General features: G+C 72.1%; 15 protein-coding genes and 1 rRNA gene. 1 reads left to right on the top strand and 15 read right to left on the bottom strand.

Going from position 1 to position 16,640, the window contains the following annotated elements; genetic code table 11:
- From VGE38_RS10170 to argC, 11 genes are all read right to left on the bottom strand, one after another.
- Positions 1–69 (bottom strand): 16S ribosomal RNA (locus VGE38_RS10170); the annotation flags it as partial.
- Between the two features lie 417 nt (positions 70–486).
- Positions 487–1,086: a DNA-3-methyladenine glycosylase gene (locus VGE38_RS10175; RefSeq protein ID WP_331142428.1), complete on the bottom strand. Its 600-nt coding sequence runs from the start codon at positions 1,084–1,086 to the stop codon at positions 487–489.
- Between the two features lie 10 nt (positions 1,087–1,096).
- The gene (argH, locus tag VGE38_RS10180) at positions 1,097–2,557 is read right to left on the bottom strand and encodes an argininosuccinate lyase (protein ID WP_331142429.1); all 1,461 of its coding nucleotides are present in this window, start codon (positions 2,555–2,557) and stop codon (positions 1,097–1,099) included.
- Positions 2,557–3,987: an argininosuccinate synthase gene (gene argG, locus VGE38_RS10185; protein ID WP_331142430.1), complete on the bottom strand. Its 1,431-nt coding sequence runs from the start codon at positions 3,985–3,987 to the stop codon at positions 2,557–2,559. The genes argH and argG overlap by 1 nt, the downstream gene beginning before the upstream one ends.
- 6 nt (positions 3,988–3,993) lie before the next feature.
- Entirely contained in the window at positions 3,994–4,557 is a 564-nt protein-coding gene (locus VGE38_RS10190) for an arginine repressor (RefSeq protein WP_331142431.1), read from the bottom strand.
- Entirely contained in the window at positions 4,554–5,489 is a 936-nt protein-coding gene (gene argF, locus VGE38_RS10195; RefSeq protein WP_331142464.1) for an ornithine carbamoyltransferase, read from the bottom strand. Before argF ends, VGE38_RS10190 begins: the two co-directional genes overlap by 4 nt.
- Complete coding sequence (locus VGE38_RS10200; protein WP_331142432.1) at positions 5,486–6,646, bottom strand: acetylornithine transaminase; 1,161 nt, start codon at positions 6,644–6,646, stop codon at positions 5,486–5,488. The genes argF and VGE38_RS10200 overlap by 4 nt, the downstream gene beginning before the upstream one ends.
- Positions 6,643–7,593: an acetylglutamate kinase gene (gene argB, locus VGE38_RS10205; RefSeq protein WP_331142433.1), complete on the bottom strand. Its 951-nt coding sequence runs from the start codon at positions 7,591–7,593 to the stop codon at positions 6,643–6,645. Before argB ends, VGE38_RS10200 begins: the two co-directional genes overlap by 4 nt.
- Positions 7,590–8,741: a bifunctional glutamate N-acetyltransferase/amino-acid acetyltransferase ArgJ gene (gene argJ, locus VGE38_RS10210; protein WP_331142434.1), complete on the bottom strand. Its 1,152-nt coding sequence runs from the start codon at positions 8,739–8,741 to the stop codon at positions 7,590–7,592. Before argJ ends, argB begins: the two co-directional genes overlap by 4 nt.
- Entirely contained in the window at positions 8,738–9,145 is a 408-nt protein-coding gene (locus tag VGE38_RS10215) for an ACT domain-containing protein (protein ID WP_331142435.1), read from the bottom strand. Before VGE38_RS10215 ends, argJ begins: the two co-directional genes overlap by 4 nt.
- Complete coding sequence (gene argC / locus VGE38_RS10220) at positions 9,142–10,179, bottom strand: N-acetyl-gamma-glutamyl-phosphate reductase (RefSeq protein WP_414690930.1); 1,038 nt, start codon at positions 10,177–10,179, stop codon at positions 9,142–9,144. Before argC ends, VGE38_RS10215 begins: the two co-directional genes overlap by 4 nt.
- 83 nt (positions 10,180–10,262) lie before the next feature.
- Here argC and VGE38_RS10225 point away from each other — a divergent pair, with 83 nt between their 5' ends.
- Entirely contained in the window at positions 10,263–11,057 is a 795-nt protein-coding gene (locus tag VGE38_RS10225) for a maleylpyruvate isomerase family mycothiol-dependent enzyme (RefSeq protein WP_331142437.1), read from the top strand.
- A gap of 10 nt (positions 11,058–11,067) precedes the next feature.
- Here the strand turns inward: VGE38_RS10225 and VGE38_RS10230 are convergent, their stop codons facing one another.
- The 4 genes from VGE38_RS10230 to pheS form a co-directional block, all read right to left on the bottom strand.
- Positions 11,068–11,862: an ABC transporter permease gene (locus VGE38_RS10230; RefSeq protein WP_331142438.1), complete on the bottom strand. Its 795-nt coding sequence runs from the start codon at positions 11,860–11,862 to the stop codon at positions 11,068–11,070.
- Complete coding sequence (locus VGE38_RS10235; RefSeq protein ID WP_331142465.1) at positions 11,859–12,830, bottom strand: efflux ABC transporter ATPase subunit, DrrA-related; 972 nt, start codon at positions 12,828–12,830, stop codon at positions 11,859–11,861. The genes VGE38_RS10230 and VGE38_RS10235 overlap by 4 nt, the downstream gene beginning before the upstream one ends.
- 213 nt (positions 12,831–13,043) lie before the next feature.
- The gene (pheT, locus tag VGE38_RS10240) at positions 13,044–15,521 is read right to left on the bottom strand and encodes a phenylalanine--tRNA ligase subunit beta (protein WP_331142439.1); all 2,478 of its coding nucleotides are present in this window, start codon (positions 15,519–15,521) and stop codon (positions 13,044–13,046) included.
- Positions 15,522–15,524: 3 nt separating this feature from the next.
- Positions 15,525–16,634, bottom strand: a complete 1,110-nt coding sequence (pheS, locus tag VGE38_RS10245; RefSeq protein ID WP_331142440.1) for a phenylalanine--tRNA ligase subunit alpha — start codon at positions 16,632–16,634, stop codon at positions 15,525–15,527.
- Between the last annotated feature and the right edge of the window lie 6 nt (positions 16,635–16,640).

Consider the following 16,640-nt stretch of genomic DNA (forward strand, 5'->3'; position numbering starts at 1 on the left):
CCGCTCGACTTGCATGTGTTAAGCACGCCGCCAGCGTTCGTCCTGAGCCAGGATCAAACTCTCCGTTGAAAACAACACCCACACACTCACGTGCATGGAAAAAGAGATGCCTGACAAGGAGATCACTGACACACCCAGACCCAAAGGCCTGGGTAACTGCCAGAATCATCTGTCAAAGAAACCATCAACCATCTTCATGGTCGACGGGGCATAACAAACTAATTCGTCGACTATTTGACACACTGTTGAGTTCTCAAGAATCACACGCGCACCACGGCTCGAGGCTGTTGGCCTCTCCCCTGCGGGGCAACCTGCAGAAACTTACCGGTTTCTCTCGGCCCGGTCAACTTGGCGTGACCGCCTCGTTGTGATGGCCCGGGAGCCGGTTGTCGGCGCGCGCTTCACCCAGGACCGTTTGGCCTCTCAGCCGGGTTTGGGAGCCGCTCGCGGCGACAGGAAGAACAGTACACACCGGCACCGGGGGCATCAAATCGGGGGTGCGCTGGGGAGGACGACGCCCTTCGCCGGCCGGTAGACGGACACTGTCGGGTCGCCCGTCACCCAGAACCGCCACGGCCGCTCGGGTGCGCCGCGAAGCCCCACCCGTGGGCCCGAGGAGTAGTCGTCCACCGGCGCGCCGAGCTCCAGGCGGACCGGGTCGCCCGGGCGTAGGTCGGTGCCGTTCATGTCGAGCGAGATGTCGAGCGCCCGGCACAGCCGCGCCGGGCCGCGCGCTAGGTCGCGGTCGGTCGAGCCGAGCCGGCGGGACCGGGCGAGGTCGAGGCCGTCGACGACCTCGCCGGCGCGCAGCAGCATCCCGCTCGAGATCCCTTCGGTGCCGGCGACGACGTTCGCGCACACGTGCATGCCGTAGGTGAAGTAGCAGTACAGGCGGGCCGGCGGTCCGAACATGACGGCGTTGCGGGCGGTGCGACCCCGGTAGCCGTGGGAGCCGGGGTCGTCGGCGCCGGCGTACGCCTCGACCTCGGTGAGCCGCACCGTCACGCCGGCGTGGCTCAGGAAAGCGCCGAGAAGGCGCGGCGCGACCTGTTCGACAGGTCCCGCCAGCGCCTCCTCGAGCTCCATGGGAGTGCTGTTACCCGTTCGCCGCCGGGGCCAACGTCGAGCGGTACGACGCCACCCGCTCGCGCAGTTCGGAGAGCTGCTCGGCGACCCGGGCGGGGGCGGTGCCGCCACGACCGTCACGGGAGGCGACCGAGCCCTCGGCGGTGAGCACGAGCCGCACCTGTGGGGTGAGCGCCGGCGAGATCGCGGCGAACTCCTCGTCGGTCAGGTCGGCCAGCTCGACGCCGCGCGCCTCGGCGGCCCGCACGCAGGCACCCGCCAGCTCGTGGGCGACCCGGAACGGCGTGCCGTCCCGCACCAGCCACTCGGCGATGTCGGTGGCCAGCGAGAAGCCCTGCGGCGCGAGCTCCGCCATCCGCTCGGTGTTGTAGACCAGCGTCGCCACCTGGCCGGTGAACGCCGGCAGCAGCACCTCCAGGGTGTCCACCGAGTCGAAGACCGGCTCCTTGTCCTCCTGCAGGTCCCGGTTGTAGGCCAGGGGCAGGGCCTTGAGCGTGGTCAGCAGTCCGGTCAGGTTGCCGACGAGCCGCCCGGACTTGCCGCGGGCGAGCTCGGAGATGTCGGGGTTCTTCTTCTGCGGCATGATGCTCGACCCGGTCGACCAGGAGTCGTGCAGCGTTACGAAGTCGAACTCCTTGGTCGCCCACAGGATGATCTCCTCGGCGATCCGGCTCACGTCGACGCCGACCTGGGCGCAGACGTAGGCGAACTCGGCGACGAAGTCGCGCGAGGCCGTGCCGTCGATGGAGTTGGCCGTCGAGCCGGTGAACCCGAGCTCGCGCGCGACCAGCTGCGGGTCCAGGCCGAGGCTCTGGCCGGCCAGGGCCCCGGAGCCGTACGGCGAGTCGCCCTCCACCCGCCGGCGCCAGTCGGCCAGCCGGTCGACGTCGCGCAGCAGCGCCCAGGCGTGCGCCAGCAGATGGTGGCTGAGCAGCACCGGCTGGGCGTGCTGGAGGTGGGTGCGCCCCGGCATGATGCTGGGCCCGCCGGGGAGGGCGAGGTGCTCCTCCGCCTGTCCCGCCAGGGCGTCGACGAGGTCGAGCAGCTGCCCGCCGACGGTGAGCGAATGGTCGAGCAGGTAGCAGCGGAACAGGGTCGCGATCTGGTCGTTGCGGGAGCGCCCGGCGCGGAGCCGGCCGCCCACCTCGGGGCCGACCTCCTCCAGCAGCAGCCGCTCGAGCGCCCCGTGCACGTCCTCGTCCGAGGACGACGGGACGAGCTCGCCGTCGGTGAACCGCTGGGCCAGGACGTCGAGGCCGCGGTGGAGCGTCGCCTCGTCCTCGGCCGTCAGCAGCCCGGCCGCCCCCAGCGCCTTGGCGTGGGCGTGCGACCCGGCGATGTCGTAGAGCGCCAGCCGCCAGTCGAAGTGCGTCGACCGGGACAGCGCCTCCAGCTCGGCCGAGGGGCCGCCGGCGAACCGGCCGCCCCACAGCTTGCCCTCGCCCGTGGTGCCCGTGCTCAGCTCGGCCATCAGTCGGTCCCGAGCTCCATCGCGGCCTCCTCGGCGGCGGCCTCGACATCCGCGTCGACGTCGGCGCTGACCGCGATCCGGTCGAACCCGCCGGCCGGCAGCTCCCCGAACAGCGTGCCGTGCTCGACCAGGACCGTGCCCTGGTCCAGCGGCTGGCCGGCGTAGATCTCGAGCTTGGCCCGGGAGTCGGCGATGTCGAGATTGCGCATCGTGAGCTGGCCGATCCGGTCGGTCGGACCGAAGGCGGCGTTCTCGACGCGCTCCATCGAGAGCTTCTCGGGGTGGTAGGAGAAGTGCGGGCCCTCGGTGTTGAGGATCGTGTAGTCGTCGCCCCGGCGCAGCCGCAGCGTCACCGTTCCGGTCACCAGCGAGGCGATCCAGCGCTGGATGGACTCACGCAGCATGAGCGCCTGCGGGTCGAGCCAACGGCCTTCGTAGAGCAGCCGACCGAGCTTGCGTCCCTCGGCGTAGTAGTTCGCCAGCGTGTCCTCGTTGTGGATCGCGTTGAGGAGCCGCTCGTACGCCGCGAAGAGCAGCGCCATGCCGGGTGCCTCGTAGATGCCCCGGGACTTCGCCTCGATGATCCGGTTCTCGATCTGGTCGGACATGCCCAGGCCGTGGCGACCGCCGATGGCGTTGGCCTCGAGTACCAGCGCGACGGGGTCCGGGAACGTGCGCCCGTTGATCGCGACCGGGCGGCCGGCCTCGAACGTGACGGCGACGTCCTCGGTCTCGATGGCGACGCTCGGGTCCCAGAACTTCACGCCCATGATCGGCTCGACCGTCTCCAGGGAGACGTCGAGATGCTCCAGGGTCTTGGCCTCGTGGGTCGCCCCCCAGATGTTGGCGTCGGTGGAGTACGCCTTCTCGGTCGAGTCGCGGTAGGGCAGGTCGTGGGCCTTGAGCCACTCGCTCATCTCGTGGCGCCCGCCCAGCTCGGCGACGAAGTCGGCGTCGAGCCACGGCTTGTAGATGCGCAGCTCGGGGTTGGCCATCAGGCCGTAGCGGTAGAACCGCTCGATGTCGTTGCCCTTGTACGTCGAGCCGTCGCCCCAGATGTTGACGTCGTCCTCGTGCATCGCCCGCACCAGCATGGTGCCGGTGACGGCACGGCCGAGCGGCGTGGTGTTGAAGTAGGCCTTCCCGGCGGACCGGATGTGGAACGCGCCGCAGGCCAGGGCCGCGAGTCCCTCCTCGACCAGCTGCGGCTTGATGTCGACCGCGCGGGCGATCTCCGCGCCGTACTGCTTCGCGCGGCCGGGGACGCCGGAGATGTCCGGCTCGTCGTACTGCCCGATGTCGGCGGTGTAGGTGCAGGGCACCGCGCCCTTGCTGCGCATCCAGGCGACCGCGACGGACGTGTCGAGGCCTCCGGAGAAGGCGATGCCGACGCGCTCGCCCTTCGGGAGGGAGGTCAGGACCTTGCTCATGCGGGGTTACGTCTCCTGGTTCTGGCTGTTCGGGGAGCTGGGCTCGGGGTCGTGGTTCTCGGCCGGCTGGGCGAGGGCGAGGAAGCGGCGGGCGAGATCGTCGCCGCCCTGGGGATCACGGCCGATGAGGAGCACGGTGTCGTCACCGGCGATGGTGCCGAGGATGTCAGGGAACTCTGCCTTGTCCACGGCCGAGGCCAGGAACTGGGCCGCCCCGGGGGGCGTGCGCAGGACGACGAGGTTGGCGCTGGCGTCGGCGCTGGCGAGCAGCTCGCTGCACAGCCGGGCGAGCCGGTGCCGGGCCGCGGACGACTCCCCCGGCGCGACGGGGCGGCGGTCACCGCCCTCGCCGGGCAGCGCGTAGACGAGCACGCCGCTGACCGCGCGGACCTTGACGGCGTCCAGCTCGACGAGGTCCCGCGACAGGGTCGCCTGCGTGACGTGGACGCCGCGCTCGGCCAGCAGGTCGGCGAGCTCGGTCTGCGAGCGGACCTCGTGTCCGGTCACCAGCTCGGTGATGAGCCGGTGCCGGGCGTTCTTGGTGGCCGGGCGCAGGGCGGACTCCGTCATCGCGGCAGCTCCGTGTGCTCGAGCAGGAACGCCAGCACCGCCTTCTGTGCGTGACGGCGGTTCTCGGCCTCGTCCCACACGACGCTGCGCGGACCGTCGATGACCTCGGCGGCGATCTCCTTGCCGCGGTACGCCGGCAGGCAGTGCATCACGATCGCGTCGGGCTTCGCGTGCTGCAGCAGCCCGGGCGTCACGGCGTACCCGCCGAAGACCGCGAGCCGGTCCGCGGCCTCGTCCTCCTTGCCCATCGACACCCAGGTGTCGGTCACGACGACGTCCACGTCGGCGACGGCCTCGACCGGGTCGGGCTCCCAGCGGGCGCTCCCGCCGGTGGCCGCGCCCAGCTCGGCGGCGCGCGCGAACATCGCGTCGCTCGGGGCGAAGCCCTTCGGCGCGCCGATCACGACCTCCATGCCGGCCAGGGCACCGGCCAGGATCCAGGAGTTGCCCATGTTGCAGGCCCCGTCGCCCAGGAAGGCGACCCGCAGCCCTGCGAGTGTGCCCTTGTGCTCGCGCACGGTGAGCAGGTCGGCGAGCAGCTGACAGGGGTGGAAGTCGTCGGAGAGCGCGTTGACGACGGGCACGCCGGCGTACTGCGCCATCTGCTCCAGCTTGGCCTGCTCGTAGGTGCGCCACACGATCATGCTGGCCTGCCGGCCGAGCACCCGCGCCACGTCGGCGACCGACTCGCGCACGCCGATGCCCGCCAGGCTGCCATCGACCTGCATCGGATGGCCGCCGAGCTCGGCGATGCCGGCCGAGAAGGACGACTGCGTGCGCAGCGTCTGCTTGTCGTAGATGGTGGCGACCGTGCGCGGCCCGGCCAGCGGCTGCCGGCTGAACGGCTCGGCCTTGAGCTGGGCGGCGAGGTCGAGGACGGCGGCCTGCTCCTGGGCCGTCAGGTCGTCGTCGCGCAGGAAGTGCCGCATCAGTACGCCTCCTCGAGGATGCCCGGCCACGCCGTCAGCAGTGCCGCGACGTCGTCGTCGGTGAGGACGAGCGGCGGCGCGAGCCGGATCCGCGTGGGCGTCGCGTTGTTGACGATGAAGCCGGCGCGCAGCGCCGCCGCCGCGACCGCCTCCGCCCGCGGCTCGCTGAGCACGACCCCGATCAGCAGCCCCTCGCCGGTCACCTCGACGACCCGCGCATCGGCGGCGAGGCCGTCGCGCAGCTTCTCGCCCACGACCGTGGCTCGGTGCAGCAGGTCGTCGGTCTCGATCGTCCCGATCACGGCCAGGGCGGCCGCGCAGGCCACGGGGTTGCCGCCGAAGGTGGTGCCGTGGTTGCCCGGCTGCAGCAGGTCGGCCGCTGCACCGAGGCCGACGCAGGCACCGATCGGGAAGCCGCCACCGAGCCCCTTGGCGAGCGTCACGACGTCGGGGGTGATGCCGCTGGGCGTGTGCGCGAGCCACCGGCCCGTGCGGCCCATGCCGGTCTGCACCTCGTCGAGCCACAGCAGCGCGCCGTGCTCGTCGGCGATGCGCCGGGCGTCGGCGAGGAAGCCGGCCGGGGGTACGACGACGCCGGCCTCACCCTGGATCGGCTCGATGACGATGGCCGCGGTCCGGTCGCTGACCGCCGCGGCGAGGGCGCCCGCGTCGCCGTACGGCACGAAGGTGACGTCGCCGGGGAGCGGCTCGAACGGGGCGCGGTAGGCCTCCTTGGCGGTGAGCGCCAGCGCGCCCATCGACCGGCCGTGGAAGGACCCCTCCATCGCCACGAGGTGGGTGCGGCCGGTGCGGCGGGTGAGCTTGAGCGCGGCCTCGTTGGCCTCGGTGCCGGAGTTGGTGAGGAAGACCTTGCCCGGGGCGCCGACGAGGGTCAGCAGCTTCTCGGCCAGCTCGACCTGCGGCCGGCTGGCGAAGAAGTTGGACACGTGGCCCAGCGTCTGCAGCTGCGCGGTGACCGCCTCGACGAGGGCCGGGTGGCCGTGGCCGAGCGCGTTGACGGCGATGCCGCCGAGGTAGTCGACGTACTCCTTGCCGTCCTCGTCCCACACGTGGGCGCCGCGGCCGCGCTCGAGGACGAGCTTGGGCGGCCCGAAGGTGTTCATCACGGCGCTGCCGTAGCGGCTGGTCAGGTCGCTCACTTCTGGACCGCCTTCCGGATCTTGGTCTCCACCCCGGGAAGCACCTGGGTGCCGATGCCCTCGTCGGTGAAGATCTCGAGCAGCACGGCGTGCTCCTCACGGCCGTCGACGACGGTCGCGCGGGGAACGCCACCCTGCACCGCCTGCAGGCAGGCCGCCATCTTGGGCACCATGCCGCTGGCCAGGCTGGGCATCAGCTCGGCGAGTGCCTCGGGACCGATCTCCCCGATGACGTCGTCGCTGTTGCCGTAGTCGCGGTAGAGGCCCTCGACGTCGGTGAGCACCAGCAGCTTCTCGGCCTGGAGCGCGACGGCGAGCGCCGCCGCGGCGGTGTCGGCGTTGACGTTGTGCACCTGCCCGTCGGCGTCGGGGGCGACGCTGGAGATCACGGGGATGCGGCCCGCCTCGATCAGGTCCAGCACCGCGTCGGGCCGGACCTCGGAGACCTCCCCTACGAGGCCGAGGTCGACCTCCTCGCCGTCCACGATCGTGTTGGCGGGGATCGCGGTGAAGAGGCCGGCGTCCTCGCCCGAGAGGCCGACGGCCAGCGGACCGTGCTGGTTGAGCAGGCCGACCAGCTCGCGCTGCACCTGGCCGACCAGCACCATCCGGACCACGTCCATCGCCTCCGGCGTGGTGACGCGCAGGCCGCCGCGGAACTCCGACTCGATCCCGAGCCGGTCCAGCATGCGCGAGATCTGCGGTCCGCCGCCGTGCACGACGACCGGCTTGAAGCCGGCCAGCCGCAGGAACGCGATGTCCTCGGCGAAGGCGACCTTCAGCGACTCGTCGGTCATCGCGTTGCCGCCGTACTTGATGACGATGACCTTGCCGTTGTACTTCTTCAGCCACGGCAGCGCGGCCGCGAGGGTCGCCGCCTTGCTCCGGGAGACCTCGCGGTCGTCGACGGCCTTGGTGGCGAGCTGGGTCGTGGTCTCGTGGCTCATGAGCTGTAGGCGCTGTTCTCGTGGACGTAGGCGTGGGTCAGGTCGTTGGTCCAGATCGTGGCGGTGGCGTCGCCGGCCTTGAGGTCGACGGTGACGGTCACGTCCCGGGGGCCGAGGTCGATCCCGGCGGGGTCCTCGGCCGGGACCGAGCCCCGGCACACCCAGACTCCGTTGAGCGCGACGTCGAGGTCGGCCGGGTCGAAGGCCGCCTGCGTGGTGCCGACGCTGGCGAGGATGCGGCCCCAGTTGGGGTCCTTGCCGAAGATGGCGGCCTTGAACAGGTTGCTGCGCGCGATGCTCCGGCCGACCTCGACCGCGTCGTCCTCGCTGGCGGCGTTGACCACGGTGATGGCGATGGAGTGGTCGGCGCCCTCGGCGTCGGCCAGCAGCTGCATCGCGAGGTCCGTGCACGCCTGCGTGAGCGCGGCGGTGAGCTCCTCCAGGCTCGGCGCGACGCCGCTGGCGCCACTGGCCAGCAGCGCGACCGTGTCGTTGGTCGACATGCAGCCGTCGGAGTCCAAGCGGTCGAAGGAGACCCGGGTCGCGGCCCGCAGCGCGGTGTCGAGGTCCTCGCTGGACGCCACGGCGTCGGTGGTGAGCACCACGAGCATGGTGGCGAGGGCCGGCGCCAGCATGCCGGCGCCCTTGGCCATGCCGCCGACCGACCAGCCGTCCCCTTCGACCACGACCTGCTTGCTGACCGTGTCGGTGGTCATGATCGCCTCGGCCGCGGCGAGGCCGCCGTCGGTGGCGAGCGCCGCCGCCGCGGCATCGACGCCGGCGAGCAGCGCGTCACGGTCGTTGAGCAGGCCGATCAGGCCGGTCGAGCAGACGACGACGTCGATCGCGCCGATGCCAAGATGGTCCGCGACCCGCTCGGCGGTCTGGTGGGTGGTCTGGAAGCCCTCCGGGCCGGTGTAGCAGTTGGCGCCGCCGGAGTTGAGCACGACGGCCTTGACCACGCCGTCCTTGGCGGCCTCCTGGCTCCACAGCACCGGGTTGGCCTTGCAGCGGTTGGCGGTGAAGACGGTGGCCGCGTCGAAGCGCGGTCCGGTGTTGACGACGAGGGCGACGTCCTTGCTGCCGCTGGCCTTGAGGCCCGCGGCGACGCCGGCGGCGGTGAAGCCCTGGGGGTGGGTGATGCTCACTTCTTGTTGTCCTTCGGTACGACGGGAACGGCTGGCTCGACGGTGTGCCCGGATCGTCGCCAGGCCTCCGCCGCCCGCTCCGCGTCGCCCGCGGGGACCAGGATCCAGTCGGTGTCGAAGGTGGAGAGCGTGAACACGCTGATCTCCTCCTCCGCCAGGGGCGTCAACAGTCCCGCGAGCACCCCGGTGAGCGCGAAGTCGAGCGGTCCCTCGACCGCGAAGGCGGTGAAGGGGCGCTGGTGGACCGACTTCTTCGGGACGCTGCGCGCCGCGCACACGACGCTGGTCTCGGTCGCCGTGGCCGTCACCGAGAAGATCGAGGACGACTCCGCCCAGGCCGGCACGGTCGCGCCTGGCCCGAGCCGGACGACGGCGAGGGTCTCCGGGTACTGGTTCAGCTTCACGGTGCGAGTCCGATCGTCGTCAGTCCGGTGCCCTCGTCGAGGCCGAGCGCGAGGTTCATGCACTGCACGGCGGCGCCGGCGGTGCCCTTGGTGAGGTTGTCCACCGCCCCGACCGCGACCAGCCGGTGCGCGTCGTGGTCGACTGCGACCTGCAGGTGCACCGCGTTGGAGCCGGTCACCGACTTGGTCTGGGGCCACTGCCCCTCGGGCAGCAGGTGGACGAAGGGCTCCTCGCCGTACGCCTTGGCGTACGCCGCCCGGACGTCGGCCTCGCTGACGCCGTCGACCAGCCTCGCGGTGCAGGTCGCGAGGATGCCGCGCGGCATCGGGACCAGGATCGGCGTGAAGCTCACGGTCACCGGGTGCGTGCCGAGCCCCGACAGGTTCTGGGTGATCTCGGGCGTGTGGCGGTGCACGCCGCCGACGCCGTACGCACTGGTGCTGCCCATCACCTCGCTGCCGAGCAGGTGCGGCTTGGCGGCCTTGCCGGCGCCGCTGGTGCCGGAGGCGGCGACGACGACCACGTCGGGCTCGACCACGCCGGCCGCGATGGCGGGCGCGAGTGCGAGCGTCGAGACGGTCGGGTAGCAGCCCGGTACCGCGATCCGGCTCGCGCCCGTCAGCCGCGCCCGCTGTCCGGGCAGCTCGGGCAGGCCGTAGGGCCACGTGCCGGCGTGGTCGCTGCCGTAGAACCGCTCCCACGCGGCGGCGTCGGCGAGCCGGAAGTCGGCACCGCAGTCGATGACGATCGTCTCCGAGGGCAGGGCCGCGGCGATCTCGCCGGACTGGCCGTGCGGCAGGGCGAGGAACACGACGTCGTGCCCGGCGAGCACCTCCAGCGTCGTCGGCTCCAGCACCCGGTCGGCCAGCGGGAGCAGGTGCGGCTGCAGGCCGCCGAGCGGCTGGCCGGCGTTCGAGGCCGCCGTCAGCGCGCCGATCTCGACGCCGGGATGCGCGAGCAGCAGTCGGAGCAGCTCGCCTCCGGCGTACCCGCTCGCTCCGGCGACCGCCACCCGCTTCTTCGTCATATGCATGACTATACACGTCCATGTATGGATCTGCCCGGCACCCCGGAATCGTGTCGCCGCGGCACCGGCCCTCGCACTACCGTGCGCGGGTGACCCGACTCTCCGCCGGCGGCTACCTCGACCATATCCGCTCCGAGTCCGCCCGGTTCCGTGCGGCACTCGCCGCCTGCGACCCGGACGCTCCGGTGCCGTCCTGCCCGGAGTGGACCGCGGCCGACCTGCTGTGGCACCTCGGCGGCGAGGTCCAGCACTTCTGGAACTGGGTGGTCCGCCACCGCCCCGAGGCGCCCGACGGCTACCAGGAGGCCGAGCGCCCGGAGTCCTACGCCGACCTGCTGTCCTTCTTCGACGCCACCAACGCCGCGTTCGTGGCCGCCCTGGCGGGCGCGGATCCCGCCGAGGCCGCCTGGAGCTGGGCGGCGGAGCAGACCGTGGGGTTCACGTTCCGCCGCCAGGCGCACGAGGCGCTCGTGCACCGCATCGACGCCGAGCTGACCGTCGGTGCCCTCACACCGCTCGACCCGGCGCTGGCCGCCGACGGCGTCGACGAGGCGCTCGACGTCATGTTCGGCGGTACGCCGCCGTGGGGCTCGTTCGCACCGCTCCCCCACCACGTCCGGGTGGACAGCGTCGACGTGGGCGCATCGGTCTGGGTCCAGCTCGGCCGGTTCACCGGCACCGCTCCGGACGGCACGGCGCACGACACCGAGGACGTCAGCGTGGTGGCCGATCCGGGCACCGAGCCCGACGTGGTCGTGAGCGGCCCCGCCGCTGCCCTCGACGCCTGGTTGTGGCGCCGCGGCGGCGACGAGGCCGTCACGGTGAGCGGCGACCGGTCGGTCTACGACCGGTTCCGCGCGTGCGTGAACCAGCCGATCACCTGACCGGACGCGCTCACTTGCTGGCCGAGTTGCGGTACTGGCGCACCGACAGCGGGACGAACACCGCGAGGATGAGCGCGATCCACAGCAGGGTGTAGAGCGCCGGGTGCTGCATCGACCACGCGTCGGTCGCCGCGGCGCCACCGGTGTTGCCGAACAGCTCACGCGAGGCCTGGGTCAGCGTGGAGACGGGGTTCCACTCCACGATGTGCCGCAGCACGCCGCTGAAGGACTCGGTCGGCACGAAGGCGTTCGACACGAACGTCAGCGGCATGATCACGATGAACGAGGCGTTGTTGATGACCTCGACGCTCGGGACCAGCAGGCCGACGTACGCCATCACCCAGCTGATCGCATAGGCGAAGACCAGCAGCAGCGCCACGCCGGCAAGCGCCTCCAGCGGGCTCTCCCGGATCCGCCAGCCGACCAGCAGGCCGGTGATGCCCATGATGAGCAGCGAGAGCACGTTGTAGACCACGTCGGAGGTGGTGCGGCCGACCAGCACCGCGGAGCTGGACATCGGCAGGGACCGGAACCGGTCGATGATGCCCTTCTGCATGTCCTCGGCCAGCCCGGCGCCGGTGAAGGTCGCGCCGAACACGACCGTCTGGGCGAAGATGCCGCAGATCAGCCACTCCTTGTAGTCGACCGCGCCCGGCGGAGCGATCGCGCCGCCGAAGACGAACGCGAAGAGCAGCACGAACATGATCGGACTGACCAGGACGAAGACCAGCACCTCGGGGACGCGCTTGATCTTCACCAGGTTGCGCTGGGCGACCACCCAGCCGTCGCTGAGCACGTGGCTCATGCGGTCACCTCCTGCTCGGAGCGGGTCTCCTCGGCCTGGGCCTGGTGGCCGGTCAGGGTGAGGAAGACGTCGTCGAGGGTGGGGCGGCGCAGGCCCACGTCGTAGACCGCGACCCGCTCCCGCTCGAAGCCCTGCAGCACCCGCAGCAGGTCGCTCGCACCCTGCCCGCCGGCGGCGACGGTCAGCTCGCGGCCGTTCTCGCCGACGCGGACGCCGTCCACCGAGACCTCCCGCAGCACCCGCTCGGCCGTCTCGCGGTCCGCTGCGTCGGTGAGGACGACCTCGATGCGCTCGCCGCCGGTGCGGGCCTTGAGCTCGTCGGCGGTGCCCTGGGCGATGGCCCGGCCCTTGTCGATCACGAGGATCTCGTCGGCCAGCCGGTCGGCCTCCTCGAGGTACTGCGTCGTGAGCAGCAGGGTCGCGCCGCTGGTCACGAGCTCGCGGATGACGTCCCACATCTGTTGGCGGCTGCGCGGGTCGAGACCGGTCGTGGGCTCGTCGAGCACCAGCACCGGTGGCGCGGCGACCAGGGCGCCGGCCAGGTCGAGCCGCCGCCGCATGCCACCGGAGTAGGTCTTGGCCGGCCGGTCACTGGCGTCGGCGAGGTCGAAGCGCTCCAGCAGCTCACGCGCCCGCTGCTGCGATCGCGCCCGGCCGAGGTGGTAGAGCCGACCGACCATGACGAGGTTCTCGTAGCCGGTCAGGTGCTCGTCGACGGCGGCGTACTGCCCCGAGAGGCCGATCTTCGCCCGGACACCGGCCGGGTCGCCGAGCACGTCCACGCCGGCCACCGTCGCGCTCCCGGCATCGGGCCGCAGCAGCGTGGTCAGGACCCGCACCGCCGTGGTCTTGCCGGCGCCGTTGGGCCCGAGCAGCGCGAGCGCCCTCCCCTCCGGCACTACGAGGTCGAGCCCGCTGAGCGCCTCGACCTCCTTGAATCGCTTCACGAGCCCTTCGGCTCTGATCATCTCCGTCACATCGCCAGCGTGACACAGGCCACGGACAGGGGCTGTCCGCTTTTCTGGGCGCAGCGGGCCGCGAGCTGGCGTACCGGCCGCCCGCAAACTGTCACCGTGACAGTTTGCGCCGAGAGTGACAGTCCAAAGGGTCACTCCGGACGCCAAGTGTCACGGTGACACTTTGGAGTGTCACCGTGACACGTCGCGGGCGACAGCAGGCCCTCAGCGCTGGACGGCGCCGAGGAGCTCCGCGGCACGGGCCACGGCGGCATCGCGGGCAGCGCCGGACTCGCCCTCGGCCAGGGTGCGATCGGGGGCGCGGAACCGCAGGGCGAAGGCGAGCGACTTCTTGCCGGCGCCGATCTGCTCACCGGCGTAGACGTCGAAGAGCCGGACCGACTCCAGCAGCGGGCCGGCACCCTCGCGCAGCGCCGCGGCGACGGCCGCCGCCGTGACGGTGTCGTCGACCACGAGCGCGACGTCCTCCTTCGCCACGGGGTAGGTCGAGAACTCGGGGCCGCGGACCACCGTGGGCGCCAGCGCGATCAGGGTGTCGAGGTCGATGGCGACCGCCGAGCTGCGTGCCGGCAGGCCGTAGGCGCGGCACACGTTCGGGTGCAGCTCGCCGGCGAAGCCGAGCGTGGTGTTGCCGGCGCTGACCCGGGCGCACCGGCCGGGGTGCCACGGCATGACGGACGCCGACGCGACGGCGATCTCGACACCGAGCTCCGCCGCCAGCCGGTCGACCACCGCGAGGGCGTCCTGCCAGCCCGCGTCGGCCGCGGGACCCCACCAGCCGGCGCGCTCCTGCTCCCCGGCCAGCACGACACCCAGCTCGCTCCACTGCACCGGGATCGCCCCGAGCAGGACCTCCAGCTCGGCGTCGGTCGGGCGCCGGTCGACGCCGTAGATCGGGGCCGCGCCCTCGGCGGGCCTCGCCACGGTCTGGGTCTCGAAGAGCGCCACGCCGGCGGCCCCACGCCCGAGGTTGCGCCCGGCGGCCTCCAGGAGACCCGGCAGCACCGTGGTCGTGTAGGAGGGAGCCTCCGCGGAGAGTGGGTTGGCCAGCCGTACGGCGTTGCGGCGCGGGTCGTCCGCTGGCAGGCCGAGCGCGTCCCAGGCGTCGTCGCCGACGAACGGGAAGCTGACGACCTCGACCAGGCCCGCCCCGGCCAGGGTCCGGCCCACGCGGCGGCGCAGCCGCTGCTCGCGGGTCAGCCCTCGCCCGGTGGCGCGGCGCGGGAGCACCGAGGGCACCCGGTCGTAGCCGACGATGCGGACGACCTCCTCGACCAGGTCGTAGGGGTCGGTGAGGTCCGGCCGCCAGGCCGGAACCTGCGCTGTCAGCGTGTCGCCCTCGACGGCGACGCGGCAGCCGATCGCCTCGAGATGGGCGATCGTCGTCGCGTCCTCGATCGCGATGCCGCTGATCCGGGCCGGCAGGTCCGACGGCATGGTGATCGTCGCCGGGCCCGGCGCCTCGCCGACGAGGGTGAAGCCGGGCTCGGCGCTCGCACCGCCGAGCTCGACGAGCAGCTCGACGACCCGGTCCGCGGCGACGCCGGGCAGCAGCGGGTCCACGCCGCGCTCGTTGCGCTTGCCGGCCTCGGAGGTGAGCTTGTGACGCCGGCCGGTGCGGAACATCGAGGTCGCGTCCCAGTGCGCCGCCTCGACCAGCACCCGGGTGGTGGTCTCCGACATCTCGGTCGACGCGCCGCCCATCACGCCCGCCAGGCCGATCGGGCCGGAGTCGTCGACGATGACGAGATCCTCCTCGGAGAGCTCCCGGACGACGTCGTCGAGCGTGGTGAGCTTCTCCCCCGGCTCGGCACGGCGCACCCGCAGCGCACCCTGGACCTTGTCGGCGTCGTAGCCGTGGATCGGCTGACCGAGCTCGAGCATGACGTAGTTGGTGACGTCGACGGCGAGCGAGATCGAGCGCATGCCCGCCTGCTCCAGCCGCGTGGCCATCCAGTCGGGCGTGGGCGCGGAGGCGTCGAAGCCGCTCACGAGCCGGGCTGCGAAGACCGGGCAGCCGACCGGGTCGGCGACCTGCACCTCCCAGGCGCGGCCGTCGGGCTCGGGCACCCGGCGTACGGCGGGGTCGCGGAACGGCGCGTCGAAGCCGAGAGCGGCCTCGCGGGCCACCCCCCGCAGTGAGAGGGCGTAGGCGCGGTCGGGGTTGATCTCGAACTCGATGACCTCCTCGCCGAAGCCGAGGACGCCGCGGGCGTCGGTACCCGGCTCGGGGGCGTCCGGCGGCAGCACGATGATGCCGTCGTGGTCCTCGCCGATGCCGAGCTCGCGCGCGGAGCAGATCATGCCGGCCGAGAGGTGGCCGTAGGTCTTGCGCTCGGAGATCCGGAAGTCGCCGGGCAGCACGCCCCCGGGCAGGATCACGACCACCTTGTCGCCCGGCTCGAAGTTGTGCGCGCCGCAGACGATGCCCTGCGGCTGACCGGTTCCGTTCGCGTCGCCGACGTCGACGGTGCACCAGTTGATGACCTTGCCGTTCTTCTGCGGCTCGGGCTGCTTGGTCAGCACCCGGCCGACCACCAGCGGGCCCTCGATGCCGGCGCCGGCGGCCTCGAGGGCCTCGAGCTTGAGGCCGAGGGCGGTGAGCCGGTCGGTGAGCGCCTCGGTGGTGAGGTCGGCCGGGAGGTCGACGTACTCCCTGATCCAGGAGACGGGGGCCTTCATCTCTTACAGCTCGCTTCCGAAAGCAGTGGTGAAACGGACGTCGCCCTCGAAGAGCGTGCGCAGGTCCTCCAGACCGTGGCGGAACATCAGGGTGCGGTCGATGCCCATGCCGAAGGCGAAGCCGGAGTAGCGCTCGCTGTCGATGCCGCAGGCGCGCAGCACCCGCGGGTTGACGATGCCGCAGCCGCCCCACTCGATCCAGCCCTCGCCGCGGCAGGTGCGACACGAGTCCGAGTCCACGCCCCGGCACACGAAGCAGACCAGGTCGACCTCGGCCGACGGCTCGGTGAAGGGGAAGTACGACGGCCGGAACCGCGTCGTGATGCCCTCGCCGAACATCTGCGTGGCGAAGTGGTCCAGGGTGCCCTTGAGGTGGGCCATGGTGATGCCCTCGTCGACGGCAAGGCCCTCGACCTGGTGGAACATCGGGCTGTGGGTGGCGTCGTACTCGTCGGTGCGGAAGACCCGGCCGGGGCAGACGACGTAGATCGGGGCGTCCTCGCTCACCCCACGACTGAGCATGGTGCGCGCCTGGACCGGGCTCGTGTGGGTGCGCAGGACCACGTGGTCCTCGGCCGGCTCGGTCCAGAAGGTGTCCTGCATGGTGCGGGCCGGGTGGTCCGGACCGAGGTTGAGGGCGTCGAAGTTGAGCCACTCGGCCTCGATGACGGGGCCCTCGGCGACCTCCCAGCCCATCGCGACGAAGATGTCGGCGATCAGCTCGGCGCCCGTGGTGAGCGGGTGCCGGGCGCCCGCGGGCCGGCGGTCGACCGGCAGCGTGACGTCGACGGTCTCCTCCACCAGCATCCGGGCCTCGTGCTCGGCCTCGAGCACGGCCTGCCGCTCGGCGAGCGCCCTGGCGACGGCGCCCCGGGCCTGGCCGATGCGCTGGCCGGCCTCCTTGCGGGCCTGCGGGGGCAGTGCGCCGATCTCCCGGTTGGCCAGGGCGAGCGGCGACCGGTCCCCGGCGTGGGCCAGGCGGACCTGCTTGAGCTCGTCGAGGTCACCTGCCGCCGCGATGGCCGCCAGGGCCGCGTCGACGGCGCCCTGGACCTCTTCCGGCTGCAAGGTGGAGACCTCCACGGGGTCGTAGTCGGTGTTCGGGCCGGACATGGGGAG

Origin of the sequence: Nocardioides sp., assembly GCF_036405735.1 — a bacterium.
GTDB lineage: Bacteria > Actinomycetota > Actinomycetes > Propionibacteriales > Nocardioidaceae > Nocardioides.